The organism is Nocardioides sp. (assembly GCF_036503465.1).
Taxonomy (GTDB): domain Bacteria; phylum Actinomycetota; class Actinomycetes; order Propionibacteriales; family Nocardioidaceae; genus Nocardioides.
This window is the reverse complement of the sequence record NZ_DASXWU010000031.1, coordinates 19,904-45,095: the sequence shown is the minus strand read 5'-3', so window position 1 is coordinate 45,095 and position 25,192 is coordinate 19,904. Positions and strand designations below refer to the sequence as shown.

Genomic DNA, 25,192 nt, shown 5'->3' with positions numbered 1-25,192 from the left:
AGCGTGCCCGCGACCGGGAACGACATCGTCGGGGCGTGGAAGCCGTAGTCGATGAGGCGCTTGGCGACGTCGTCCACCGTCACGCCCGACGACTTGGTCAGCCCGCGCAGGTCCAGGATGCACTCGTGGGCGACCAGCCCGCCGTGCCCCTTGTAGAGCACCGGGTAGGCCTGGTCCAGCCGCGCCGCGACGTAGTTGGCCGAGAGCACGGCCGTCGCGGTCGCCCGGCGCAGACCGTCGGCGCCCATCATCCGGATGTACGCCCAGGAGATCGGCAGGATCCCCGCCGAGCCGTACGGCGCGGCGCTGATCGCGCCGGTGCCCTCCCGCTTCTCCGGGTCAGGGTGCTGCCGGTGCGTGGGCAGGTACGGCGCGAGGTGCTCCCGCACCGCGACCGGGCCGACGCCGGGACCCCCGCCGCCGTGGGGGATGCAGAAGGTCTTGTGCAGGTTGAGGTGGGAGACGTCGCCACCGAACTCGCCCGGCCGGGCGTGGCCGAGCAGCGCGTTCAGGTTCGCGCCGTCGACGTACACCTGGCCACCGGCCTCGTGCACGATCGTGCAGAGCTCGGTGATCGTGTTCTCGTAGGCACCGTGCGTCGACGGGTAGGTGACCATGATCGCGGCCAGGCGCTCGCCGTGCTCGTCGCAGAGCCGGCGCAGGTCGTCGAGGTCGACCGACCCGTCCTCCGCCGCCCCGACCACGACCACGCGCATGCCCGCCATCACCGCGGAGGCGGCATTGGTGCCGTGCGCGGAGGACGGGATCAGGCACACGTCGCGCTGGTCGTCGCCGCTGGCGCGGTGGTACCCGCGGATCGCCAGCAGGCCGGCCAGCTCACCTTGCGAGCCGGCGTTCGGCTGGATGGAGACCCGGCCGTACCCGGTGGCCTCGGCCAGCATCGACTCCAGCTGCCCGATCAGCTCGCGGTAGCCCTCGGCGTCGGCGGCCGGCGCGAAGGGGTGCAGGTCGGCGAAGCCCGGCATCGAGACGGGCTCCATCTCGGTCGTCGCGTTCAGCTTCATCGTGCACGAGCCGAGCGGGATCATGCCTCGGTCGAGCGCGTAGTCGCGGGCCGAGAGCATGCGCAGGTAGCGCAGCATCTGGGTCTCGCTGCGGTGCGCGCTGAAGACCTCGTGGGTCAGGTACGGCGTCGAGCGGCGCAGCTCGGACGGGATCGTGTCGGGGCCGGACAGGAGGTGGTGGCCCTCCTCGAAGGCCCCGAACGCCCGCAGCACCGCACCGAGGCTCGCCGGCCCGAAGGTCTCCCCCACGCTCACCCCGACGTGGTCGTCGTCGACGTGCCGCAGGTGCACGCCCAGGGTTCGGGCAGCCGTCACGACTTCGGCCGCGCGCCCCGGCACCCGGGTCAGGACGGTGTCGAAGAAGCTCTCGTGGACGACCTCGACCCCGCCTCGGCGGAGCATCGCCCCGAGCCGGCCGGCACTGTCGTTGACCCGCTCGGCGATGCCGCGCAGCCCGTCGGGGCCGTGGTACACGGCGTACATGGAGGCGACGACAGCGAGCAGGACCTGCGCGGTGCAGATGTTGGAGGTCGCCTTGTCCCGCCGGATGTGCTGCTCGCGGGTCTGCAGGGCGAGGCGGTACGCCGGCCGGCCCGCCGCGTCGACGGACACGCCGACCAGCCGGCCGGGCAGGTGTCGTTCGAGGCCCGACGCGACCGACATGTAGCCCGCGTGCGGGCCGCCGTAGAACATCGGCACGCCGAACCGCTGCGACGACCCGACGACGACGTCGGCGCCCAGCTCCCCGGGTGCCTCGAGCAGGGTGAGCGCGAGCAGGTCGGCGGCCACCACCGCGAGCGCTCCGCGCTCGTGCACCGACTCGATGACGGGGCGGGGATCGAGAATCCGGCCGGAGGCCCCGGGGTACTGCACCAGCACGCCGGAGACGTCACCCTCCGGCAGTCCCGCGGCGAGGTCGGCGACGACGACCTCGATGCCCATGGCGTCGGCCCTGGTGCGGACGACCTCGATCGTCTGTGGGAGCGCGTCCGCGTCGACGACGAACGGCCCGGTCGCGGTACGCCGGGCGCGTCGGGCCAAGGTCATCGCCTCGGCCGCCGCGGTGCCCTCGTCGAGCAGGCTGGCGTTGGCGGTCGGCAGGCCGGTCAGGTCGCCGACGACGGTCTGGAAGTTGAGCAGCGCCTCGAGCCGCCCCTGCGAGATCTCGGGCTGGTAGGGGGTGTACGCCGTGTACCAGCTGGGGTCCTCGAGCACGTTGCGCCGGATCACCGCCGGGGTGATCGTCGCGTGGTACCCCAGGCCGATCATGGACTCGGCCGGCCGGTTCAGCGCGGCGAGGCGGCGGAGCTCCCGCGCTGCGTCGTACTCCGACAACGGCTCGGGGAGATCGAGCGTGCGCGAGGCGATGGTGGCGGGAACGGCCGCGGCCATCAGGTCGTCGAGGGAGTCGAACCCGACGGTCTCGAGCATCCGGGCGACGTCGTCCGCGCGAGGACCGAGGTGTCGGTCGGCGAAGGTGGGTTGCTGGCTCACGGGTGGCTCCTCGACAGATGTGTCAGATTCGCCTCCCCCTCTGTCGAGCCGGAACCGGTCCTCCAGAGTTGCCTGCCCCGCACGGTCCTGGCGCCTGAGAGGTTCCGGGGAGGATTTGCCCCTTCGGCGCTCCGGTCCGGGCTCTCACCCGGCGAAGACTCTCCCGTGCGGGATCGTCAGCGGACCTACTCTAACGCGCTGTCTCAGCCGACCTGCGTTTCCGGCCCGCCGGTCATCGGGTGGCTCGTCGAATTCCCCGCTCCGGCGGGGAAGTTGGCACTTGTAGGGGGAAATCTGGGCCAACAAGTGTCGAATCCCCCGCTCAGGCGGGGAATTCGGGCCGTCGCCGCCTAGCCCAGCTTGCGGGCGCGACGGGCCGCGAGCTCGTCGTTCGCGTGGGAGAGGGCGTCCTCCTCGGCCGTGCGCTCGCTCGGCAGCTCGGAGAGGGTGCCCTCGATCTCGCGCCAGACTCCCCCGATGGCGATGCCGAAGACGCCCTGGCCACCCTGGAGCAGGTCGATGACCTCGTCGTTGCTGGTGCACTCGTAGACCGAGGCGCCGTCGCTCATCAGAGTCACCCGGGTCAGGTCGTCGGTGCCCCGGGCGCGCAGGTGCTGGACCGCGGTGCGGATCTGTTGCAGGGAGATGCCGGCGTCGAGAAGCCGCTTGATCACCTTCAGCAGCAGGATGTCGCGGAAGGAGTACAGCCGCTGGGAGCCGGAGCCGGTCGCGCTGCGCACGGACGGCTCGACGAGACCGGTGCGGGCCCAGTAGTCCAGCTGCCGGTAGGTGATCCCGGCGGCGTTGCACGCGGTCGGACCGCGGTAGCCGGTGTCGCTGGGCAACGGCGAGACGTCGTCGGCGAAGAGCAGGCCCTGCTCCTCCGCGGCCTCGGCCGCCCGCGCGGCCTCGGTCTCCTCGCCCCGGGCATCCGTCCGGTGCTGCTCGTTGTCGTTCACCTACGACCTCCGTCGGCTACCTCGCGTGCAGGAACTCCTGGGGAAACCGTACGGCGCAAGCCACATCGGTGGAGTTACAACGAGGACAGTTCAAGGTAAGCCCGAGCCGCACCCCCGTCAAAGAGGAACCCGGCGTGTCGGAACCCTCAGCCTCAGGTTGAGGGTGACGGCAACCCCCACGTGGCATCCGGTCAGCGGGTCTCGAAGTCCTCCGGCGAGACCTGGTCGAGGAACTCGCGGAACTTCTCCACCTCGTCCTCCTGCTCCGCGGGGGCGTCCAGGCCGGCCTCGGCGAGAACCTCCTCGGCGCACAGGATGCGGCTGCCGGTCCGCAGCGCCAGCGCGATCGAGTCGGACGGCCGCGCGCTCACCTCGACCCCCGACGCGAGGACCAGGGTCGCGAAGAACATGTTGTCCTTGACCTCGGTGATCCGGACCTCGCTGAGCTGGTTGCCGGTGGACTCCAGCACGTCCTTGAGCAGGTCGTGGGTCAGCGGACGCGGTGGTACGACGCCCTGCTGCGCGAACGCGATCGCGGTGGCCTCCACCGCGCCGATCCAGATGGGGAGGTAGCGCTGTCCCTCGACCTCTCGGAGCAGCACGATCGGGCTGTTCGACGGCATCTCCACCCGGACACCCAGGACGTCGACCTCGCGCATGTCGCCCACACTACTCCGGGCACGAGCGGGCCCGAAGGCCGACGGAACGACGCCGACGACCCGCTCAGCGGCCGCGCAGACCCGCCTTCACCAGGGTCGCGTGCAGGCGGACCGACAGGGCCGCGATCTCGCTGACGGTCTCCTCCGCCCGGCCCCGCGCCGACGCGTCCCTCCCCCGCTTCTGCGGTGCGACCACCTGCTCGACCAGGCCCACCTCGCGGTCGGCGGCGGTCTTGAACGCGCGCAGGTGACGCGGCTCGAGGCCGAACTCGGCCAGCTCTCGAGCCGTGGTCGCGATGACGAGCGCGTCGGTGTCGTAGTGCCCGGTGCCGATACGCGGCGTGACCAGACCGAACTGCTCGAGCTGGGTGAGCAGGTCCTCGGAGATCTCGGCGATCTTGAGCAGCTCCTTGCGCGACAGCCGCAGGTGGTCGCGTCTGGTGAACGACTCGGCTGAGGGCATCCCGTCGGCGGCGAGGGCGACGGTGGGGACGGTCGGCACGACGGGTTCGATCGGGGGCGGCTCGAGGCCGCGGTCGATGGCGTCCAGGTGCTCACCGATGACCCGCAGGGGCAGGTAGTGGTCGCGCTGCATCCGGAGCACGTAGCGCAGGCGGTCTACGTCCTCGGTGGAGAACTTCCGGTAGCCGGCCGGCGTGCGCTCGGGCTTGACCAGGCCCTTGTCCTCCAGGAAGCGGATCTTCGGGATCGTCACGCCCGGGAAGTCCGGGCGCAGAAGGTCGAGCACCTCCCCGATGTTGTGTCGGACGCGTCCTCCGGCGGCGGCCGCACCCGTCCTCGTCGCCCGAGCGTCGGTCACGGGTTCTCGTGGCCCTGGAAGAAGACGAGGCGGTACTTGCCGATCTGCACCTCGTCGGTGTCCTTGAGGACGACGGTGTCGATGCGATCCCGGTTGACGTAGGTGCCGTTCAGGCTGCCCGCGTCGGCAACGGTGAAGGTGCCGCCCTCGCGGGTGAACGTGGCATGGCGACGCGAGACGGTCACGTCGTCGAGGAAGATCTCGCTGTCGGCATGACGCCCGGCGGTGGTCACGTCCTTGTCGAGCAGGAACCGGCTCCCGGCGCCCGGTCCGCGCTGCACCACGAGCAGTGCCGATCCGACCGGCAGCGCGTCCACGGCAGCGGCGTCGACCGGGTTGAGCTGACGGTCCGAGGAGATCTCCGCCCGCTCGGATCCGGCGATGCTGATCGTGGCGGTCGAGTCCGCACCCTGCGGGGCAGGAGCACCGTCACCCGCGAGGCGGGTGCCGCACTGCGAGCAGAAGCGCGCGTCGTCCGGGTTCGCCTTGCCGCAGTTGGTGCAGTACGGCATCGGTGATCGTCTCCTGTCCAACCCTCAGGGAAGGGCTGAGGTTGATGGTTGTCCCGAACCTATCAGGCACGACCATCCCGTCGAGGTCACTCGCCCAGGGTGCCCTGGTACGCCGCGGCGTCCATCAGCGAGTCGACGGCACCGGCGTCCGTCGGCGTGAGCTCGTAGAGCCAGCCCCCGCCGTACGGGTCGCTGTTCACCAGCTCGGGAGTGGCGTCGAGGCTCTCGTTGACGGCGACCACCTCGCCGTCAACAGGGGCGTAGACGTCGCTCACCGACTTCGTCGACTCGAGCTCACCGCACGCGGCTCCCGCCGTGACGGCGTCACCGACGGCCGGAAGCGACACGTAGACGATGTCGCCGAGCTGGTCCTGGGCGTAGTGGGTGATCCCGACCCGCACCGACCCCTCGCTCTCGCCGGGGTTGCGGACCCACTCGTGCTCCTGGGTGTACTTCAGGTCGTCGGGATACACGGGCTCTCCTTGGTGTGGGCTTCGGTCACGGGCCGGGCCGTGCCTGTCGGCACGTTACCCGGGCTCACCGGGATTGGGCGTACTGCAGCGCGGACTGCTCCCGCACGGCGGTGATGTCGAGGGAGTCGCGCTCCTCGAGGTCCACCGTGGCTCCCGCGTCCTTGAACTCGGCGATCGGGCCGTCGACCAGGTTGAGGGCGCCACTGAGGGTGTGCGGGTCACCGATGACGTCGAGGACGTACGGCGACGTCAGCAGCGTCCCGTCGACGCGCAGCCCGCCGGGTGCGGACTCGACGGCGCTCTGCGCAACCAGACGCACCTGGCCGTTCAGCTGCATCGCCTCGGCCCCCGCCGATCGAAGCTCCTCGATGGCGTCGAGGACCGCGTTGACGTCGACCGGGCGCGGCCCCTCGGTGACGGTCAGCCGGATGCCGGGCCCGGTCACCGGCACGGCGCCGGCCAGGATGCTCATCTCCTCCGCCTGCTTCTGGGCGGCGGCGAGCGCCGCGCTCTGGGCCTGCTTGTTCTGCTCGAGGTCTCGTCGCGACGCCTCGAGGCGGTTGATCTCGGTCTGTGCCCGCTGCGAGGCGTCGGCGAGGCCGGAGAGCACGTCGACGAGGTCCTGTTCGCGATAGCCGGCGTAGGTGTTGTCGGTGTTGTTCGTGCGCACCTGCGTGATCGCCGCGAACCCGAGGGCGGCCAGGAGGACGCCGACGATCAGCTGGCCGCGCGACGGCCGCACCAGTGCCTGGCGCAGCCGCTGCCGGCCGACCTCGTCGGCCGATCCCTGGGGCTGGTCAGGCATGGAACACGTACCGCCTGATCTGGGCGACGTTGGAGAAGATCCGGATGCCGAGGACGACGATCACCCCGGTCGACAGCTGGCCACCGACGCCGAGCTTGTCGCCGAGGTAGACGATCGCGGCCGCGATCACCACGTTGGAGAAGAAGGAGACGACGAACACCTTGTCGTCGAAGATCCCCTCCAGGTAGGCGCGCAGGGCGCCGAAGACGGCGTCGAGGGCCGCCACCACCGCGATCGGGAGGTAGGGGTCGAGTCCGGGCGGCACGTCCGGGGTGAAGATCAACCCGAGGACGACTCCGATCAGTAGGCCGAGTGCCGCGATCATGGCGCGCTGTCCCCCTGCGTGCGTGTGTGGCCGGTGTCCGGGCCGGCGACCTGCGCCGACCGGAGCCGTTCGGGCTCGGCCGCCGGCAGCGTCATCGTCCCGCCGTTGCGGACGTCGAACCGGAACCCGAGGCTGTCCTTGAGCGCGTACCACTTCTCCCCGATCGAGCTGGAGAGCAGCGCGGCGGGCATGCGGTCGGGGTTCCCGATCACGTCGAAGACGTACGGCGGGTTGATCGGCCGGGAGTTCAGCAGGACCCCGACCCCGACGTTGCGGAAGGCGCTGAGCACCGTCAGCCGGTGGCCGTTGACGCTGATCGCCTCCGCACCCGCGACCCACAGCGCGTCGGTGAGCAGGGTGAGGTCGGAGTCACGCACCAGCTGGGCGCCGGCACTGCCCGGAGCACTGTTCACGGTGACCTGGATCCCCGGACCGTGCGCCGGCGCGAAGCCGGCGCGCGCCTGGAGGCGCTCGAGATGCGCCTGGGCGGCCTTCGTCTCGGTGGTCAGGTCGTTGTAGCTGCTCTTCAGCGACAACAGCTGCGACTCCTCGCGGTTGAGGGTGCGCTGGACGTCGCTGAGGCCCTCCCGGCGCAGGTTGACCTGCTCGATGAGGCTCTCGCGACTGGCGTTGCTGGCGCCGGCGTTGCGGCTGGTCTGGACCGCGGCGACCGTGACCAGCAGCCCGAACGCCAGCAGCACCAGGGCCGCCGTACGACGTGGCACCGGGTGCTGGGCGACCGTCTGCCCGGACGCCCGACGACGAGCTGCGACGTGCTCGTAGTCGGCGTCGAGGGAGCGCTGCGTGATCAGCGTGAGCAGCGGGACCGTCACGTGGTCGGGCAGCGCCTTCTCGTCGTCTCCACGTCCGGGCCGGCGAGGGGCGGGTGCCTCGGGCACAGGCTCAGCCACGGGCCACCACCCGCCGATCGGTCGTCTTCACGAGCCGGTAGACCTGGTAGGCGTACAGGGCGCCGGCCCACCAGTACAGGCCGATGCCCCAGCCGGCGAACGCCCAGCCGAACACCTTGGCCAGGGTGGCGGTGGCACCGGTGCCGTCGCCGAGCAGCAGCAGCGGGAACGCGTAGAGCAGGTTGAACGTCGCGGCCTTGCCCAGGAAGTGCACCGGGAGGGCGCTGTAGCCCCGGGTGCGCAGGATCGGCACCAGACCCCAGAGCAACGCGTCGCGCAGGGGCAGGATCACCGCGAACCACCACGGGACGATGTCGCGCAGGGCGAGACCGATCACCACGGCAAGGATGTAGAGCCGGTCGGCCACCGGGTCCAGCACCTGCCCGAGCCGCGAGGTCTGGTGCAGCCGTCGGGCGAGGTAGCCGTCGAGGTAGTCGGTGATGCCGGACGCCGCGAGAACGCCGAGCGCCCACCCGTCCGCCTCGGGCCCGAGGACCAGCCACAGGAAGAGCGGCACCCCGAGCAGCCGCAGGAAGCTCAGCGCGTTGGGAACGGTCCACACGCGTGCGTCATCGCGTGCCGCCTCGTCCGCCACTGCCGTCTGCACCTTCCCCGCCCAGGATCGTCAGAACCGCCGGGCACACCCTATCCGGCGCGCCCCCGGGACCCCTCGCTACCGCGCTCACCGGTGGCCGCGGGTGCCGATGTCTCCAGGTGGGCGCTGTCGCGGATCTCGCCGACCAGCTCCTCGATCACGTCCTCGAGCGTGGCCACGCCCAGGGTGGCCCCCTCCGCGTCGACGACGCGGGCCATGTGCGCACCGCGACGCTGCAGCTTCTCCAGCGTGTCGTGGAGCAGGTCGTCGGTGCGGACGGGCGCGAAGGGGCGGATCCACTTGTCCTCGACCGGACGCGTACGACGACTCTCGTCGGTCTCGAGCACGTCTTTGATGTGCAGGTACCCGACCAGCTCCCCCTCGTCCCCGACGACCGGGAAGCGACTGAAGCCGGTCGCGGCGCACAGCGCCTCGACGTCGGCTCCGCTCGAGCCGCGGCGTACGGTCTGCAGGGTCTCGGGCCGCATCAGCACGGTCTCGACCGTCTTCTCGGTGAAGCCCAGCGCCCCCGACAACCGGTCGTACTCCCCCTCTTCCAGGAGGCCCTCGCCGCGTGACTCCTCGACCAGCGCCGCGACCTCCTCGCGGGTGTACGTCGAGCTGACCTCGTCCATCAGCCGGACGCCGAGCAGGTGCAGCACTCCCGACGCGACGGCGTTCACGCAGACGATGACCGGACGAGCCACCGACACGATGGCCCAGATCGGGGTGCCGAGCACCAGCGCCGCACGGTCCGGCCCGGCGAGTGCGATGTTCTTCGGGATCATCTCCCCGAGCACCACGTGCAGGTAGACCACCACCGCGAGCCCGACCGCGAAGGCGATCGGGTGCTGCAGCGACCCGGGAGCGTGTACGGCGTGCAGCACCGGCTCGAGCAGGCGGGCGGCCGTGGGCTCGGCGACGGCACCGAGCACCAGTGAGCAGACCGTGATCCCGAGCTGGTTGACGCCGATGACCAGGGACATGTTCTCCATCGCGCGCAGCGTGGTGCGCGCGAACCGCGAACCCTGCTCGGCTCGCGGCTCGATCTGGGTGCGCCGGGCCGAGACCAGGGCGAACTCGGCCGACACGAAGAACGCGTTGCCCAGGAGCAGGCACACGGCGAGGACGACGGACGTCGTGGTGCTCACGCGTGGTCCTCATCGGCGGGGGCGCCGAGCAGCCGCAGCGAGAGCCGGTCGATGCGCAGCCCGTCCATGTGCTCCACGGTGAGCACGGCCAGTCGCTGGCGCTCGGGCTGATCGGGGTCGGTGCGGTCGGGCACCGGGACCTCGGCGACGTCACCCCGCTCGGGCACGCGTCCGAGCACCTGGAGGACGAGCCCGGCGATGGTGTCGTAGTCCTCGTGGTCGGGGAGCTCGATCCCGGTCAGGTCCTCGACCTCGTCGGGGCGGAGCAGCCCCGAGAGGGTCCAGGAGCCGTCGGCCCGCCGGCGCCCCCGGGCGCCGAGCCGGTCGTGCTCGTCGGCGATGTCGCCGACGATCTCCTCGATCACGTCCTCGATGGTGACGATGCCGGCCTGGTCGCCGTACTCGTCTAGGACCACTGCGAGCTGGCCCTCCTGGCGCAGCAGCGCGAGCAGCGGGTCGAGTCTCAACGAGTCCGGCACCACGATCGGCCGGGTCATCAGGTGCTTGACCTTGGTGGTGTGGCGTTCCGGGATCGGGAGCGCCACGGCGTGCTTGACGTGGACGGTGCCGATGACGGTGTCCTCGGGGTCGAGCACCGGGAAGCGCGAGTGCCCGGTCTGCCGGGCGAGCTCGATCACCGCCCAGGCCCGGTCGTTGGCCTCGAGGCTGACCGTGCGGACCCGCGGGGTCATGATCTCGCCCGCGGTCCGGGTGCCGAACTCCACCGAACGCTCCATCAGCTCGGCCGTGTCGGGGTCGAGGGTGCCCTCGTCGGCCGATCGGGAGATCAGGGATGCCAGCTCGGTGGACGACCGGGCGGACCGGAGCTCCTCCTGCGGCTCCATGCCGAGCCGCCGCACGATGGCGTTGGCCGAGCCGTTGAGCACCCGGATGGGTCCGGTCATGATCGCGGTGAAGATCCGCTGGAAGCGCTGGGTCGCCCTCGCGGTCTTCAAGGGACGCGCGATCGCCAGGTTCTTGGGCACGAGCTCGGCGAAGATCATCGTCACCACCGAGCTGAGGGTGAGGCCGATGGCCACCGCGGTCGGGTCGACGGCGCCCTCCGGCATCCCTGCCGAGCCCAGCGGGCCGGAGATCAGTCGTGAGATGGCGGGCTCGGCCAGGAAGCCGATCGCGAGGTTGGTGATCGTGATCCCGACCTGGGCGCCCGACAGCTGGGTGGACAACGACCGCAGGGCCTTCAGCACTCCGGCTGCGGGCGCGTCCCCTTCCTCGGCCGCCTGGGCGACCTTGGACCGGTCGACGGTGACGAACGAGAACTCGGCCGCGACGAAGACGCCGGCGGCGACCACCAGCAGCACCGACGCCCCCAGCAGGAGCCAGGCGGTCAGCACGTCACAGCCGAGCGGTCGGAGGGATCGGGTGAGGGGCGACTGTCAGAGCCGTCCATGGGCGGTTCGGGGTCCTTCGGACTCGGAGGCTGGCTGTCCGGAGACTCTACCGGGTGGGGTCGGTGGCGCCGTCCTCGTAGACGGCCACCCAGGCCACGAAGGCGAGCAGACCGGAATCGTCGAGCGGCACAGACACCTGCTCCGCCAGGCACCGGGTGAGGGCGTCCCGTGTCTGCTGGTCGGACGACCAGCCGGCGGTGAGTGCGAGGTCGTCGTAGCAGAAGGCCCACGCGGCGTCGTACGCCTGGACCTGCTCCGGGCTGAAGCCGACGAGCTCGGCCGGCAGGGGGTCGGGGATGATCGGTGGCTGCGCGGGCTCCGTCGGCGTGGGCGTCGGCGTCGGCGTCGGCGTCGGCGTGGGTGCCGGCGTCGGGGTCGGTGTGGGGGTCGGGGTCGGCGTCGGGGTCGGTGTGGGCGTGGGAGTCGGCGACGTGGCGGGCCCGGAGGTCTGGCCGTCCGGCGGGATCGGGTCGGCGATCACCGGGCCCTGGTGATCGGCCTGCAGGCTGGGGCCGGACGTCGTGTGGTCGCCGTCGTGCCGGTGCCGATGGGTGTCCGACTGGTGATGGGCGTGCTCGCCGAGCTGGTGCAGGTGGAGCGTGCCGGTGAAGCTGATCGAGCGCACCGAGACCTCCGTCGGCCCCTGGTAGAGGTTGCTGGTGCGGAGGGCCCGGGCGATCGCCATGACCCGCGCGGCGTACGCCTGGCTGTGGTTGTAGCGCAGCAACGCGGTCCGCATCCCCGACCTCGTCGACAGGTCGTCGTGGTCGGCGCACAGGTAGACCGCCGAGCCGAGGGATGCGTCGTCGACGTCCTGCACGTCTCGGCGTCCGTCGTCGTCGCCGTCCACCGCGACCGCGGCCCAGGTCGCCGGGAGGAACTGCATCGGTCCGACCGCATGGTCGAACCGACGGTCGCCGTCGAGCCGGCCGCGGTCGGTGTCTCGGACCAGTGAGGTGCCGTGGTGGCCGTCGAGACGCGGCCCGATGATCGGCGGGCGGGCAATGCCGTGCCGGTCCAGGCTGCTGCCGCCCACCTGCCCGTGGTCGGACTCGACCTGCCCGATGGCCGCGAGCAGGGCCCAGTCGAGTCCGCAGGACGGGTCCGCGGCGTCGATCACGGCAGCGGACCGCTGGTATGCCGCCAGGGCCACCTCGGGGATGCTCTGGGCGCGAACGGGTGCCTGAGGTGCGGTTCGGGAGAGTGAGGCCGGTGAGTGGATCGCGCGGCCGCTGGGGTCGGGCAGGTGGACCGGGGGCGGCGTCGGCGCGGTGACGGTCGGAGCCGGAGGGGGGCCGGGCGCCTTCGCCAGCACCTCACGCGACGGCTCGCGCCCACCGGCGACGAGAGCCGCCGCCAGGACGGCCACCGCGCTCGCGGTGATGCCGGCGCGCAGCGACTCGCGGCGCAGGCGGCGCGCCCACGTCGTGGCCCGAGCTCTCGCTGCACCCCCGTACATCGTGTCTCCGACGGTAGTCGCTGCCTCCGGGGATGCCCACCCCGGCCGGGGTCACGACCTGGTGACGGCCTGGACGCCCTGGTGATGGTGATGTCATGCGGAGCGCCCGATCGGGTACGGCGTGGTTCATGCGCGGGTCACGCCTGCCGGGAGACACGCCGGCCGAGGACTCTCGCGCCCATCGGTACGCCGCGATCGTCCGCCTGCTCCTCCGCCACGGCCGCTCGGACCTGGTGTCGGGCGCGGGACTCGACGAGTACGCCTCCGAGCCCGCGGGCGACTCGCAGCAGACCACCGACCAGGCCGAGGCGTTCGCCGCCGACCTCGAGGCCATGGGCCCGACGTACATCAAGCTCGGGCAGCTGCTCTCGACCCGCTTCGACCTCCTCCCTCCGGCGTACACGACGGCGCTGAGCCGGCTGCAGGACGAGAACGAGCCGTTCCCCGCCCGGGAGGTCCACGCCCTGATCGAGGCGGAGCTCGGCGCCGAGGTCAGGCACCTGTACGCCGACTTCGACGACGTGCCCGTGGCCGCGGGCTCGCTCGGGCAGGTCCATCGCGCGACGTTGCGCAACGGGCGCGAGATGGCGGTCAAGATCCAGCGGCCTCGCGCCCGCGAGGACGTCCGTGAGGACATGGCGACGCTCGCCAGGCTGGCGGCGCTCGCCGACAAGGGCACCGGCGTGGGTCGCACCTACGGCTTCCGTCGCCTCCTCCACGAGTTCGAGCGATCCCTGACCCTCGAGCTCGACTACCGCCGGGAGGCGCGCAACCTGATCCGGTTCGGCGAGCTGACCCACCGCCACGACCGGCTGTTGGTGCCCGAACCCGTCCTCGAGCTGACCACCGGACGGGTGCTCACGATGTCCTACATCCACGGCAGGAAGGTCACCGACGTCGGTCCACTCGGTCTGACCGATCTCGACCCGGGGCCGATCGTCGAGCAGCTCTTCCGCGCGTACCTCCGCTCGATCCTGGTCGAGGGCTTCCTGCACGCGGACCCGCATCCCGGGAACCTCCTCCTCACCGAGGACGGCCGCCTCGCGGTGCTCGACCTCGGCATGGTCACGTCGGTCCCTCCACGGCTGCAGGACAAGGTCGTGCGGCTGCTGGTCGCGATCGGCGACGACAACGGCGAGCAGGCGGCGCGGGTGCTGGCCGAGATGGGTCAGCCGCTGGACAACTACGACCCCATGGCCTTCCGCGACGACGTGTCGCACCTGGTCTCGGAGGCCGTGGCCGAAGGCCCCGAGCTGCGGGTGGGCGGGGTCCTGGTCGAGCTCAGCCGGGTGTCGGGGACCCGAGGTCTGAGACCACCGCCGGAGATGTCACTGGTCGGCAAGGCCCTGCTCAACCTGGACCGCACCACCGAGCACCTCGATCCCGGCTTCGCGCCCGCCGAGGCGATCCGGGAGAACGTCGAGTCCATCCTGCGCGGCGGTCTGAAGACGTCGCCCGGAGACCTGATCACCGCGGCGCTCGACGCCAAGGAGTTCACGGCGCACCTGCCGCGGCGCGCCAACCGGATCATGGACAGCCTGGCGGACGGCGAGCTGCGGATCCGGGTGGACGCGTTGGACGAGGAGCGCCTGCACACGGTCCTCCAGCGGCTCGCCAACCGGCTGACCCTGGGTGTCGTCATCGCCGCGACGATCCTCGGTGCCTCACTGCTGACGCAGGTGCCGACGGACCACCGGGTCCTCGGCTATCCCGCGGTCGCCATCGTCCTGTTCGCCATCGCGATCCTCGGTGGGGTCGCGCTGGTCGCGTGGATCGTGATCACCGACCGCAAGGTGGCCCGGACCGAGCTGCGCGACCGACGAGACGTTCCCCGCCTATGACGCAAGAGGAGTTTCCGTGCTCGCTGCCTTCCTCCTAGCTGGGCTGTTCTCCGCCCCGCTGGCGACGCTGGCCCTGTTCACCCGCGCCATGCGCACCTCCTCCGGCTCCGCCGGGGCCTGGTCGTCGGGCAGGCGACTGGTCGTCTCGGCGCTCGCCTCCGTGGTGCTGGCAGCCCTGACCGCCGGCTTCCTGCACCTGCTGGGAGTCACCCGCGCGAACACGATCGCCGGGGCGGCCGGCCTGCTCGCGTTCAGCGTCGTGTGGCTGCCGGCGACCCGCCACTGGAGCGCCCGTGCACACGTCGCCTGGGCCGCGACCTGCTACCTCTTCGCCGCCTACCTCGCGTACATGATCTGGTGGACCTTCGTCAGCGACCTCGGGATCTTCGGCACGGTCGGCGCGCTGATCCTGTGGGTGATGGAGGCGTTCGCAGGCTTCCTCGGCGTCGCCTACCTGTGGGAGCTGTGCGACGCACTCGGCCGAGAGGCCTGGATACGCCGGGTCGCCGAGGGCGCGTCGCCGGAGCAGCGCACCCACACGCCGTTCGTCAGCCTCCAGGTACCGGCGTACAACGAACCACCGGAGATGGTGATCGAGACCCTGCGGTCGCTGCTGACGATCGACTACCCGGCGTACGAGGTCATCGTCATCGACGACAACACCGACGACGAGGCGCTGTGGCGCCCCGTCGAGTCGTGGTGCCGGGAGCACGGTCTGAAGTTCGCGCACCTCGCGGACTGGCCCGGGTACAAGTCGGGCGCGCTGAACTACGCGTTGCGGGAGCTGATCGACCCGCGCACCGAGCTGATCGGCGTGATCGACGCCGACTACCAGCTCGCGCCGGACTTCCTGTCGGCGTGCGCCCCGCTCTTCGCCGACCCGGAGGTCGGGTTCATCCAGGCCCCGCAGGACTACCGCGACTGGGAGCAGGCGCCCTTCTACCGACGCCTGTACTACTCCTACAAGTACTTCTTCGCCGTGTCGCAGCCGTCGCGGAACGAGCGCGACGGAGCGATCTTCGCCGGCACGATGGGCCTGATCCGGCGCGAGGCCCTCGAGCGGGCCGGCGGCTGGGACGAGTGGTGCATCACCGAGGACGCCGAGCTGTCACTGCGGCTGCTTCGCGACGGCTGGTCGGGGCTCCACGTCGACCGCTCGTTCGGCCGAGGCGTCATGCCTCTGACGTTCGAGGCGCTGAAGGGCCAGCGTTTCCGATGGTGCTTCGGCGGCATCCAGATCCTGCGGCGTCACTGGCGGTTGATGATGCCGGGCGGCTCCAGGGCCGGGAACCGGATGGACCAGGGTCAGCGGTGGGCGTACCTGTCCGGTGCCGTCCAGTGGTACGGCGACCTGCTCGCGGTCGTGTTCTTCCTCTTCCTGCTCGCCGGCGCGGCCAACGTGGCGCTGGGCGGGGGGTTGCTGTTCCGCAAGCTGAGCGGGTTCCTGCTCGCGGCCATCCCGCTGCTGGTCGTGCTGGGTCTGGTGCGCGCGGTGGCGCTCCTGCGCCGAGGGACCGGCGCCTCCTGGCGGGACGCCATGGGAGCGTTCCTGGTCTGGCAGTCCACCTCGATCGTGGTGGCCCGGGCCTCGGTCCAGGCGCTCTTCGCGAAGGAGGCGGAGTTCCTGCGGACCCCCAAGACCGCGGAGGACGCGCACTTCTGGGACGCCGTGCGCGGCAACCTGTCCGAGTCACTGTTCGCCGTGCTCGGGATCGCCGCCATCATCGGGTCCGCGGCCGCCGGCGGGTTCGGTGGCTACGTCACCGCCGCGCTGCTCGTCTGGCCCACGACCGCGTTCGTGTGCGCCCCGCTGAACAGCCTCGGAGCCCAGCGGGCCAGCCTCCCGGCCGAGCTGGCCGAGCGGCGGCGTACCGAGTTCCGGCGGTTCGGGACGCATCCGGCGACCCTCACCACGGCCGGGCTCCTCGCCGTCGCGGGCACCGTCGTACTGGCTGCGCTCCTGCTGTCCCCCGCCGGTCAACGCGCCGTCTCCCCCAACCCGGTCACCCCTGCGCGCGGGCACCAACCGTCGCCTGTGGCGCAGACCGAGACCCCCGCGGTGACCCCGACGCCCACGTCTCCTGGTGCGACCCTCACCACTCCGACGTCGGCGCCGACCAGCACTGCGCCGACCACCACGACCACGACGACCAGCACCGCGCCCACCACCACGACGACCACGACGTCGACCACGACGGCATCGCCGAGCCCCTGATCGCGACGTGGATCCGCGGACGCACGTTCTGCGGGACATGGGGTACGGGCGGACCATGGGTACTTCTCGAGACATCCACTACACGACTCCCGGACTCAGCCGTGAGGACGCCGAGCGCGTGATCGCGCGACTCCAGTCGCGGCTCCACGCGATGAACGACCTCCACCTCACGCTCAAGCACGTCCACTGGAACGTCGTCGGCCCGCACTTCATCGCGGTCCACGAGATGATCGACCCCCAGGTCGAGGCGGTGCGCGGCTTCGCCGACGACCTCGCCGAGCGCATCGCCACGCTCGGTGGATCTCCCAGCGGTACGCCGGGCTCGATCGTCAAGGAGCGTGACTGGGACGACTACTCGCTCGGACGCGCCGGCACACAGGAGCACCTCGGGGCCCTCGACCTCGTCTACCGCGGGGTCATCGGCACCAACCGGACCATCATCGAGGAGCTCGACGACATCGACCTGGTGACCCAGGACATGATCATCGGCCAGACCGAGCAGCTCGAGCTGTTCCACTGGTTCATCCGGGCGCACCTGGAGGACCAGGGTGGCCGGCTGGCAACCGAGGGCGCAGACGACGAGCGTGGCGCCGCCGAGGCGGCCGGCCGGGCCTGAGCTCACCGCCCATCTCGCGCGGCCTTGGGCGGCGGTGAGTCAGGCACCATCCCCGCCCCGCAAACCGTGGCTGGCTCACCGCCCAACCTCAATGCACGGTGATCCGAGCTTCCCCACCCGCACGAGGGAGGAGCCGACCGACCACCGGATGACCGGGCAGCTCCCCGGCGACGAGGAGTCCGCCCGAGGTCTGGGCGTCGGCGAGCAGCACCAGCTCGTCGTCCTCGACCTGCGCGGCCACGTGCGGCCGCACCCAGTCGAGGTTGCGGCGTGAGCCGCCCGGGACGAACCCCGCGGCCAGGGACTGCCGTGCGCCCTCGACGTACGTGACCGCCGCAGCGTCGATCTCCGCGTCGACGCCGCTCGCGCGGCACAGCTTGAGCAGGTGCCCGAGCAGGCCGAAACCGGTGATGTCGGTGGCGCACGACGCGCCGGCGGCCAGGGCCGCGCGTGAGGCGTCGCGGTTGAGGGCCGTCATCACCTCCACCACCTCGGGGAAAGACTCGCCCGTCGCCTTGTGCCGGTTGTTGAGGATGCCGAGGCCGAGGGGCTTGGTCAGCGTGAGCGGCAGGTCCGGCTCACCGGCGTCGTTGCGGAGGAGCCGGTCGGGGTCGCCCAGGCCGGTCACGGCGAGGCCGTACTTCGGCTCCCGGTCGTCGATGCTGTGGCCGCCGGCGAGGTGGCAGCCGGCCTCCTGGGCGACCTCCGCTCCCCCGGCCAGCACCTCCGCCGCGAGCTCGAACGGCAGGACGTCCCGCGGCCAGGCCAGCAGGTTGACCGCCACCAGCGGCTCGCCGCCCATCGCGTACACGTCCGACAGGGCGTTGGCAGCGGCGATCCTCCCCCAGTCCCGCAGGTCGTCGACGACCGGCGTGAAGAAGTCCGCGGTGACGATCACCGCCCGTCCCCCGTCGATGCGTACGACGGCCCCGTCGTCACCGTTCTCGACGCCGACCAGCAGGTCGGCGGTGGCACGACCGGCCGTGAGGCCGTCGAGCACCCGGTCCAGCTCGCCGGGCGGCACCTTGCACGCGCAGCCCCCACCAGCTGCGTACTGCGTCAGGCGGGCCGGCAGCTCGAGCGTCATGCCTCGTTCGTACCCGCGTGCGAGCCACCCGCACAACCCGGCGGGTTCACGCCAGGGCCGGCTCGCGCTTCTCGAGGCGCTCGCGCTGGGGTACGACGGTGTACTTCGGGTCCTTCGCCGACGCCTTGCCGGCCTCGAAGATCCCGAAGCGGGTGACCAGCGAGCCGGCGACGAGGGCGGCGCCCGCCAATCGGCGCGCCGGACCGCTCTTGAGCCCCAGTCCGGACAGCACGAGCCCTGCCCCGGTGAGACCGCGCTGGAGCTTCATCAGCTTCCCGGACCGGCCCTCGTGGTACGGCTCGGCCAGCATGCCGAGACGCTTGCTCATCATCTCCGCGGCCGCGGTCTCGACCACCGCGCCCGCGACGGCCAGACGCAGGGCGGGCCCGGTCTCGGCGTACGGCGCGCACAGCATGCCCACCCCGCCCGCGGCGGCCGCTCCCGAGCCGCCGAATACGAACGGCAGCTCCCGGTGGGCCTCGTGCCAGGCCGGGATCGCGGTGTTCGCGATCAACCCGGCGGTGTACGTCGCGAGCGGCGGGCCGAATGCAGCAGCACCCAACCCGGCCAACCGACCGATCCGCGGGAACCATCCGGTCACCTGCGAGGCGGCGGCGATCCCCGACAACGTGCTGAAGGGAGCCAGGATGAACGACCCGACCGACAAGGGCGACGTCGGCTTCACGACGCGGAGCATCTTCAGGAAGCGCTCGGGCCGCCCGAGGTCGTGCACCAGGGCCACGGTCCCGACCGAGGCCCCTCCCGCCGCCGCCAGCCTGGCGACCCGCTCGAGACCGGGCCGGCCGGTCATCGCCGCTCCTTCTGCCAGCACGGCGGACGCACCCGCCATGCCGCCCAGGAAGAAGTACAGAGGGATGTCGGGACTCTTCCAGGTCGGTGCCTTGAGGATCGGTCGTCCGTAGTACGACGAGAAGTCCCCGTCGGGAACGATCTGGTCGCGGGGCGCCATCAGCGCCGCCTCCCGACGAAGGCGGCGACGCCGAGACCGGCGACGGCCGCGGCAGCCGCGCCGACGTGCTTCCAGATCGAGCCGATGTCCCGCGTCGTCACGACCGGGTCGGGCGGGAGCCCGTAGACCTCGGGCTCGTCGAGCAGCAGGAAGAAGGCCCCGTCGCCCCCGACGCCGTCCTCGGGGTCTCGGCCGTACAGCCGGGCGGCGTCCACACCCTTCTCGTGGAGCTCTGCCAGTCGGTTGTCGGCACGCTGCCGCAGCTCGCTGAGCTCGCCGAACTGGATCGACTCGGTCGGGCAGGCCATCGCGCAGGCCGGCGTCTGGTCCTCCTTCAGCCGGTCGTAGCACAGGGTGCACTTGAAGGCGCGGCCGTCGTCCTCGCGCAGGTCGATCACGCCGTACGGGCAGGCCGGGACGCAGTAGCCGCAGCCGTTGCAGATGTCGGCCTGAACGACGACGGTGCCGAACTCGGTGCGGAACAGTGATCCGGTCGGGCACACGTCGAGGCAGGCGGCGTGGGTGCAGTGCTTGCACACGTCCGACGACATCAGCCAGCGGATGCTGTCGTCGCCCGACTCCGCCTCCTGGTCCTGCCCCTGAGAAGGAGGGCCGTTTCCCGGCATGCCGAGGTCGACGGAGGTCGACGTCGGCTTCTCGACGAAGGCGACGTGCCGCCAGGTGCTGGCCCCCAGCGACTGCGTGTTGTCGTAGGACATCCCGGTCAGCAGGTAGCCGTCGTCGGGGACGGAGTTCCACTCCTTGCAGGCGACCTCACAGGCCTTGCAGCCGATGCAGACCGACGTGTCGGTGAAGAACCCCATCCGCGGCGGGTGTTCACCGGACGATCCGTAGCCCGCGTCACCGGTGACGTCGTCCAGGCGGCCGGACAGCCTGCCCATCAGCCTTCCTCCTTCTCCGACTCCGCGCCGATCCCGGCCCGCCGCCGGTAGTCCTCGACGTACGCCGTCAACGCGCGGCCGCGTGGGCGCCGGCCGGGGCGGATGTCGCAGGTGCCGACCTTGTCCTGGATGTGCACGTTGGGGTCGAGCGCCGCGCCGACGAGGTCGTTCGGCGAGTCGCCGGGGATGATGCCGTTGCGTCCCCAGTGGTAGGGCAGCCCCACCTGCTCGACGCGGCGGTCACCCAGCCGCAGCGAGCGGATCCGGTCCGTGACGATCACCCGGGCCTCGATGGCCGAGCGGGAGGTCACGATCGTGGCCCACCCCAGGTGCTCCAGCCCGCGCTCCTGCGCCAACGTCGGCGACACCTCACAGAAGGGCTCGGGCTGCAGCTCGGTGAGATAGGGCAGGGTGCGGCTCATGCCACCAGCGGTGTGGTGCTCGGTGAGCCGGTAGCTGGTGAACACGTAGGGGAACACGTCGCTGAACGACGGGTTCATCGGGTTGGTCGGCGTCTCGATGCCCTCGAGCGCCGGGTTGCGCTGCTGGTCGGGGTACAGCGGGTTCGGGACCGGCGACTCCGGCGGCTCGTAGTGCGTGGGCATCGGGCCGTCCGCCAGGCCCACGGGGACGTAGAGCCAGGCCTTGCCGTCGGTCTGCATGATGAACGGGTCCTTGCCACCGATGGCGTCGGGGCCCTGCGCGTCCTCGTCGGGGACGTAGTCGGGTGGCCGGTCCGGGATGAAGTCGGGTACGTCGAGGCCCGTCCACGTGCCCTCGTCGGCGTCCCACCAGACGTACTTCTTGCGCTCGCTCCAGGGGGTCCCGTCGGGCGCGGCGGAGGCACGGTTGTAGAGGATGCGGCGGTTCGCCGGCCACACCCAGCCCCACTCGGCCGCCACCTGGTCCTGCTCCCAGTGGGGCTTGCGGCGACGCGCCTGGTTGACCTCGTCGGCGTACACCCCGCAGTAGATCCAGCAGCCGCACGCGGTCGAGCCGTCGTCCTTCAGCTCGGTGTACGACGAGAGGGCGGCGCCGTCGGGACCGGTGCCGTTGATCTCGCGCAGCACCGACTCGCCGTCGACGTCTCCGTCGTCGTCCTTCTCGTACTCCCAGGTCAGGTCGAGCAGCGGCCGGTCCATCTCGTCGGTCGACCCGGCCAGCTTGGCGCGCAACCGCTCACCGAGCTCGTAGTAGAAGTCGAGCTCGCTCATGGAGTCGCCCGGCGGCCGGACCGCCTTGTCGCGCCACTGCAGCATCCGCTGGGTCTGCGTGAACGAGCCCGCCTTCTCGGTGTGCGCCGCCGCCGGCAGGAAGAAGATCTCGGTGCCGATCTCCTCGGTCACCAGCTCGCCGGTCTCGATCTCCGGCCCGTCCTTCCAGAACGTCGCGGTCTCGATCATCTGCATGTCCCGCACCACCAGCCAGTCGAGGTTGGCCAGCGCGAGCCGCTGCATCTTGCCGTTGGCGGACCCGACCGCGGGGTTCTCCCCGACCACGAAGTAGCCCTTGCACCCACCCTCGAGCTGGGCCTTCACGGTCTCGTACGTGCCGTGGTTCCCGGTGAGTCGCGGGAGGTAGTCGAAGCAGTAGTCGTTCTCCTCCGTCGCGGCGTCCCCGAACCAGGACTTGAGCAGGCTGACGGCGTAGGCACGCATGTTCCCCCAGTAGCCGGTCTTGCCGGCGTCCTCGGCCACGAAGTCGTCGAGGGACTCGTGCTCGTGCGCGTGCGGCATCGGGATGTAGCCGGGGAGGATGTTGAACAGCGTCGGGATGTCGGTGGACCCCTGGATCGAGGCGTGCCCGCGCAGCGCCATGATCCCGCCCCCCGGCCGGCCGATGTTGCCCAGCAGCCCCTGCAGGATCGCCGCGGCGCGGATCTTCTGCACGCCGACGCTGTGGTGGGTCCAGCCCACGGCGTAGCAGATCGCGCTGGACCGCTCCGGGCCGCTGTTGCTGGTCAGGGCGTCGGCGACCTTGCGGAACTGCTCGGGAGAGATGCCGCAGACCTCCTGCACCATCTCGGGCGTGTAGCGCGCGTAGTGGCGCTTGAGGACCTGGAAGACGCAGCGCGGATGCTGCAAGGTCTCGTCGCGCTCGGGCTTCGCCTCGACCGCCGGACCGCCCGAGCCGCTCGTCTCCGACCTCGCCGACCGGTGCCGCCCCGCGGAGTCGGGAGTGCCGGACTGACCCGGGTCGCGCTGGCCCGCAGCCGCGGCCTCGGTCGCTCCGGCGTACTGCCAGCTGCTGGGCTCGTAGGACCCCTTCTCCGGGTCGTAGCCGGAGAAGACGCCGCCGAGGTCCTCGGTGTCGCGGAAGTCCTCCTCGACCAGGGCGGCGGCGTTGGTGTAGGCGACGACGTACTCACGGAAGTAGAGGTCGTTGCTGAGCACGTGGTTGATCAGGGCGCCGAGGAACGCGATGTCGGATCCGGCCCGGATCGGGACGTGCAGGTCAGCGAGCGCCGAGGTGCGGGTGAAGCGCGGGTCGACGTGGATCACCGTCGCGCCACGCCGTTTGGCCTCCACCACCCACTGGAACCCGACCGGGTGCGCCTCGGCCATGTTGGAGCCCTGGATCAGGATGCAGTCGGAGTTCTGCAGGTCCATCAGGTTGGTGGTGGCCCCACCGCGGCCGAACGAGGTACCCAGACCGGGCACCGTGGAGGAGTGTCATATCCGGGCCTGGTTCTCGATCTGGATCGCCCCCATCGCGGTGTAGAGCTTCTTCATGAGGTAGTTCTCCTCGTTGTCGAGGGTCGCTCCTCCGAGGCTCGCGATGCCGAGCGTGCGACGGGTCCGCTTCCCGTCGCTCTCCCACTCCCAGAACTCCTTGCGCGTCTTGATCACCCGGTCGGCGATCATGTCCATCGCCGTGTCGCGGTCCAGGTCCTCCCACTCGGTGCTGTGGGGCCGCCGGTAGCGGACCTTCGTCACCCGGGTCGGCGAGGTGACCAGCTGCTTGGAGGCGCTGCCCTTGGGGCAGAGACGGCCGCGGGAGATCGGGCTGGCCGGGTTGCCCTCGATCTGGGTGACCTTCTCGTCCTTGACGAAGATCTTCTGGCCGCAGCCCACCGCGCAGTAGGGACAGATGGACTCGACCACCCGGTCGGCCTGGACGGTCCGCGGCTCGAGGGTGCGGCTCTGCTCCGACTGCGCCGCTTCGCCGCGCCCGAGGCGGTCGCGGCCGGTGAACTGGCGCAGGAGCGACCACTCGCCGATCCGGGACGTCACAGCCACGACGCCACAGTAGCCATCCCGGCGGTCCTTCAAACATGGCCGGGGGCTCCGGATGGTCACCGACCCGACCGGGTGGTTGAGGAGGGCCCTTGGGAGCCTGACTCGAAACCACCCTTCGGTCGCCCAGCACCCCTCGGTCGCCCCCCAGGCACCGTCGCCGGATGTCGACACGCCCGTCACGGCTTCGCAAGCTCAGCCGTGGGGCTCGCTCAATCTGCGCACGCGACGCCGCGCCCTCGTTCCTCGGGCGCGGCTGCGTGCTTGCTCCAGCGGAGGCGGACGGGAATCGAACCCGCCTGACCGGGCTACCCGGTCACTACGGTTTTGAGGACCGCGCCCGTCACCAGACGAGGTACGCCTCCGGGGTCAGCCTAGGGACAGCTCGTCACCCGGCGTCGGTGAGGGGAAGATGGGTCCGTGTCGGAGCCAGACCCGCGCCGTCGTACGCCGCGCACGGACGTCGTGCTCGCCGACCCACGGCTGCAGGACGCCGCCGGTCGTCTCGGCCGCGGCGTCGTCAAGGACGCCGTGACGGACGCGCTGCAACGGGTCCGCGACGGAGATCTCGCGCCGGACGCAGTCGTCGACCACGTCGTCGCCGGACTTCCCGTCGCCGCGTCCTCCTTGCGACGCGTCGTCAACGCGACCGGCGTGGTCGTGCACACCAACCTCGGCCGGGCGCCGCTGTCGGACGCAGCCGTCGACGCGGTGGTGACCGCGGCGGGGAGCACGGACGTCGAGCTGGACCTGCTGACCGGTCGACGCGGGCCGCGCGGTCGTGGCGCCCTCGCCGCGCTGTCAGCCGCCGTCCCGGATGCCGGAGCGGTGCACGTCGTGAACAACGGCGCAGCCGCGCTCGCCCTGGTCACGTGCGCGCTGGCGGCCGGCCGTGAGGTCGTCGTCGCGAGGGGCGAGCTGGTCGAGATCGGCGACGGTTTCCGGATCCCGGAGCTGCTCGAGTCGGTCGGGGCCCGGCTGCGGGAGGTCGGCACGACCAACCGCGTGCACCTGGCCGACTACGAGGCCGCGGTGGGTCCGGAGACGGCGTTCGTGCTGAAGGTGCACCCGTCGAACTTCCGGGTCGAGGGCTTCACCTCCTCCGTCCCCGTCCCGGGCCTCTCGGCGCTCGGCGTACCCGTGGTCGCGGACATCGGGTCGGGCCTGCTCACGCCGCACCCGCGGCTTCCCGGCGAGCCGGACGCCGCCTCCACGCTGCGCGACGGCGCCGCCCTGGTGACGGCGTCCGGCGACAAGCTGCTCGGAGGTCCCCAGTGCGGGCTGGTGCTCGGCGACGCCGCGCTGGTCACGCAGGTACGCCGGTTCCCGCTGGCGCGCGCGATGCGCGTCGACAAGCTGACGCTCGCCGCGCTCGAGGCGACGCTGGCCGGACCGACCCCGCCGGTGCTCGCCGCTCTCGGTGTCCGGCAGGACGACCTGATGCGCCGGGCACGGCGCATCGCCGACGCGCTCGGCCCCGACCTCGCCGAGGCCGTTGCGTCCGACGGCGCCGTCGGCGGCGGCGGCGCACCCGGTGTCACGCTCCCCAGCGCCGCGGTGGCACTGCCGCCCCTGCTGGCCGACCCGCTCCGCAACGGCGAGCCGCCGGTCGTCGGCTACGTCGCGGACGGGCGCCTCCACCTGGACCTGATCACGGTGCCCGAGTCGCTCGACGACGCCCTGGTCGACGCCGTACGACGCGCAGTGGACCCGGGACACGACTGA

Annotated in this window: 21 protein-coding genes, 1 tRNA gene and 1 riboswitch; of the genes, 4 read left to right on the top strand and 18 right to left on the bottom strand. The window is 71.4% G+C overall.

The annotated features are described in order from the left end of the window. The 13 genes from gcvP to VGK78_RS04895 all read right to left on the bottom strand — a co-directional run. Window positions 1–2,456, bottom strand: a 2,456-nt coding sequence (gene gcvP, locus VGK78_RS04955; protein WP_331526344.1) for an aminomethyl-transferring glycine dehydrogenase, incomplete at its 3' end; no start/stop codon positions are given. A gap of 135 nt (window positions 2,457–2,591) precedes the next feature. Next, window positions 2,592–2,695, bottom strand: a riboswitch (glycine riboswitch). Window positions 2,696–2,869: 174 nt separating this feature from the next. Beyond that, entirely contained in the window at window positions 2,870–3,391 is a 522-nt protein-coding gene (locus VGK78_RS04950) for a MerR family transcriptional regulator (protein ID WP_331526342.1), read from the bottom strand. Window positions 3,392–3,669: 278 nt separating this feature from the next. After that, window positions 3,670–4,137 (bottom strand): bifunctional nuclease family protein, encoded by a 468-nt coding sequence (locus VGK78_RS04945; RefSeq protein WP_331526340.1) that lies wholly within the window; start codon window positions 4,135–4,137, stop codon window positions 3,670–3,672. A 64-nt stretch (window positions 4,138–4,201) separates the two neighbouring features. Next, complete coding sequence (locus VGK78_RS04940; protein WP_331526339.1) at window positions 4,202–4,957, bottom strand: MerR family transcriptional regulator; 756 nt, start codon at window positions 4,955–4,957, stop codon at window positions 4,202–4,204. Further along, window positions 4,954–5,469: an FHA domain-containing protein gene (locus VGK78_RS04935; protein WP_331526338.1), complete on the bottom strand. Its 516-nt coding sequence runs from the start codon at window positions 5,467–5,469 to the stop codon at window positions 4,954–4,956. The genes VGK78_RS04940 and VGK78_RS04935 overlap by 4 nt, the downstream gene beginning before the upstream one ends. A gap of 86 nt (window positions 5,470–5,555) precedes the next feature. Next, on the bottom strand, window positions 5,556–5,942 hold the full coding sequence (gene gcvH, locus VGK78_RS04930) for a glycine cleavage system protein GcvH (protein ID WP_331526337.1): 387 nt from the start codon (window positions 5,940–5,942) through the stop codon (window positions 5,556–5,558). A 64-nt stretch (window positions 5,943–6,006) separates the two neighbouring features. Then, window positions 6,007–6,747 carry a DUF881 domain-containing protein gene (locus tag VGK78_RS04925; RefSeq protein WP_331526336.1) on the bottom strand — a complete coding sequence of 247 codons (741 nt, stop codon included), beginning with the start codon at window positions 6,745–6,747 and terminating at the stop codon, window positions 6,007–6,009. Then, on the bottom strand, window positions 6,740–7,072 hold the full coding sequence (locus VGK78_RS04920) for a small basic family protein (protein WP_331526335.1): 333 nt from the start codon (window positions 7,070–7,072) through the stop codon (window positions 6,740–6,742). Before VGK78_RS04920 ends, VGK78_RS04925 begins: the two co-directional genes overlap by 8 nt. Continuing rightward, complete coding sequence (locus tag VGK78_RS04915; protein ID WP_331526333.1) at window positions 7,069–7,983, bottom strand: DUF881 domain-containing protein; 915 nt, start codon at window positions 7,981–7,983, stop codon at window positions 7,069–7,071. The genes VGK78_RS04920 and VGK78_RS04915 overlap by 4 nt, the downstream gene beginning before the upstream one ends. Continuing rightward, window positions 7,976–8,578 (bottom strand): CDP-alcohol phosphatidyltransferase family protein, encoded by a 603-nt coding sequence (locus VGK78_RS04910; protein ID WP_331526331.1) that lies wholly within the window; start codon window positions 8,576–8,578, stop codon window positions 7,976–7,978. Before VGK78_RS04910 ends, VGK78_RS04915 begins: the two co-directional genes overlap by 8 nt. A gap of 50 nt (window positions 8,579–8,628) precedes the next feature. Continuing rightward, window positions 8,629–9,729, bottom strand: coding sequence for a hemolysin family protein (locus VGK78_RS04905; RefSeq protein ID WP_331526329.1), 1,101 nt, complete (start codon window positions 9,727–9,729; stop codon window positions 8,629–8,631). Then, window positions 9,726–11,084 carry a hemolysin family protein gene (locus VGK78_RS04900; protein WP_331526327.1) on the bottom strand — a complete coding sequence of 453 codons (1,359 nt, stop codon included), beginning with the start codon at window positions 11,082–11,084 and terminating at the stop codon, window positions 9,726–9,728. Before VGK78_RS04900 ends, VGK78_RS04905 begins: the two co-directional genes overlap by 4 nt. A 103-nt stretch (window positions 11,085–11,187) precedes the next feature. Beyond that, window positions 11,188–12,600, bottom strand: coding sequence for a lytic murein transglycosylase (locus VGK78_RS04895; RefSeq protein WP_331526326.1), 1,413 nt, complete (start codon window positions 12,598–12,600; stop codon window positions 11,188–11,190). Between the two features lie 95 nt (window positions 12,601–12,695). Between VGK78_RS04895 and VGK78_RS04890 the strand changes: the two genes are divergently transcribed. The 3 genes from VGK78_RS04890 to VGK78_RS04880 are packed head-to-tail and all read left to right on the top strand — an operon-like array spanning window position 12,696 to window position 17,272. Next, window positions 12,696–14,441 carry an ABC1 kinase family protein gene (locus tag VGK78_RS04890; protein ID WP_331526324.1) on the top strand — a complete coding sequence of 582 codons (1,746 nt, stop codon included), beginning with the start codon at window positions 12,696–12,698 and terminating at the stop codon, window positions 14,439–14,441. 16 nt (window positions 14,442–14,457) lie between these two features. Next, window positions 14,458–16,656, top strand: a complete 2,199-nt coding sequence (locus VGK78_RS04885) for a glycosyltransferase (protein ID WP_331526322.1) — start codon at window positions 14,458–14,460, stop codon at window positions 16,654–16,656. Window positions 16,657–16,711: 55 nt separating this feature from the next. Beyond that, window positions 16,712–17,272, top strand: coding sequence for a DNA starvation/stationary phase protection protein (locus VGK78_RS04880; RefSeq protein WP_331526320.1), 561 nt, complete (start codon window positions 16,712–16,714; stop codon window positions 17,270–17,272). Window positions 17,273–17,360: 88 nt separating this feature from the next. On the opposite strand, the gene selD is transcribed toward VGK78_RS04880, so the two are convergent. The 5 genes from selD to VGK78_RS04855 form a co-directional block, all read right to left on the bottom strand. Continuing rightward, window positions 17,361–18,359, bottom strand: a complete 999-nt coding sequence (selD, locus tag VGK78_RS04875) for a selenide, water dikinase SelD (RefSeq protein ID WP_331526318.1) — start codon at window positions 18,357–18,359, stop codon at window positions 17,361–17,363. Between the two features lie 46 nt (window positions 18,360–18,405). Continuing rightward, window positions 18,406–19,329 carry an NrfD/PsrC family molybdoenzyme membrane anchor subunit gene (gene nrfD / locus VGK78_RS04870; protein ID WP_331526317.1) on the bottom strand — a complete coding sequence of 308 codons (924 nt, stop codon included), beginning with the start codon at window positions 19,327–19,329 and terminating at the stop codon, window positions 18,406–18,408. Further along, window positions 19,329–20,231 carry a 4Fe-4S dicluster domain-containing protein gene (locus VGK78_RS04865; protein ID WP_331526316.1) on the bottom strand — a complete coding sequence of 301 codons (903 nt, stop codon included), beginning with the start codon at window positions 20,229–20,231 and terminating at the stop codon, window positions 19,329–19,331. The genes nrfD and VGK78_RS04865 overlap by 1 nt, the downstream gene beginning before the upstream one ends. Then, window positions 20,231–23,470: a formate dehydrogenase gene (gene fdh, locus VGK78_RS04860; protein WP_414690632.1), complete on the bottom strand. Its 3,240-nt coding sequence runs from the start codon at window positions 23,468–23,470 to the stop codon at window positions 20,231–20,233. The genes VGK78_RS04865 and fdh overlap by 1 nt, the downstream gene beginning before the upstream one ends. Window positions 23,471–23,739: 269 nt before the next feature. Continuing rightward, window positions 23,740–23,832, bottom strand: a tRNA-Sec gene (locus VGK78_RS04855). A 55-nt stretch (window positions 23,833–23,887) separates the two neighbouring features. On the opposite strand from VGK78_RS04855, the gene selA reads away from it, so the two are divergent. Continuing rightward, window positions 23,888–25,192, top strand: a complete 1,305-nt coding sequence (gene selA, locus VGK78_RS04850; RefSeq protein WP_331526315.1) for an L-seryl-tRNA(Sec) selenium transferase — start codon at window positions 23,888–23,890, stop codon at window positions 25,190–25,192.

Bases quoted from the DNA above. Each gene is read 5' to 3' on its own strand.
- VGK78_RS04945 (WP_331526340.1), bottom strand. From the start codon at position 4,137: ATGCGCGAGGTCGACGTCCTGGGTGTCCGGGTGGAGATGCCGTCGAAC.
- VGK78_RS04935 (WP_331526338.1), bottom strand. From the start codon at position 5,469: ATGCCGTACTGCACCAACTGCGGCAAGGCGAACCCGGACGACGCGCGC.
- VGK78_RS04925 (WP_331526336.1), bottom strand. From the start codon at position 6,747: ATGCCTGACCAGCCCCAGGGATCGGCCGACGAGGTCGGCCGGCAGCGG.
- VGK78_RS04920 (WP_331526335.1), bottom strand. From the start codon at position 7,072: ATGATCGCGGCACTCGGCCTACTGATCGGAGTCGTCCTCGGGTTGATC.
- VGK78_RS04895 (WP_331526326.1), bottom strand. From the start codon at position 12,600: ATGTACGGGGGTGCAGCGAGAGCTCGGGCCACGACGTGGGCGCGCCGC.
- VGK78_RS04890 (WP_331526324.1), top strand. From the start codon at position 12,696: ATGCGGAGCGCCCGATCGGGTACGGCGTGGTTCATGCGCGGGTCACGC.
- VGK78_RS04880 (WP_331526320.1), top strand. From the start codon at position 16,712: ATGGGTACTTCTCGAGACATCCACTACACGACTCCCGGACTCAGCCGT.
- selD (WP_331526318.1), bottom strand. From the start codon at position 18,359: ATGACGCTCGAGCTGCCGGCCCGCCTGACGCAGTACGCAGCTGGTGGG.
- nrfD (WP_331526317.1), bottom strand. From the start codon at position 19,329: ATGGCGCCCCGCGACCAGATCGTTCCCGACGGGGACTTCTCGTCGTAC.
- VGK78_RS04865 (WP_331526316.1), bottom strand. From the start codon at position 20,231: ATGGGCAGGCTGTCCGGCCGCCTGGACGACGTCACCGGTGACGCGGGC.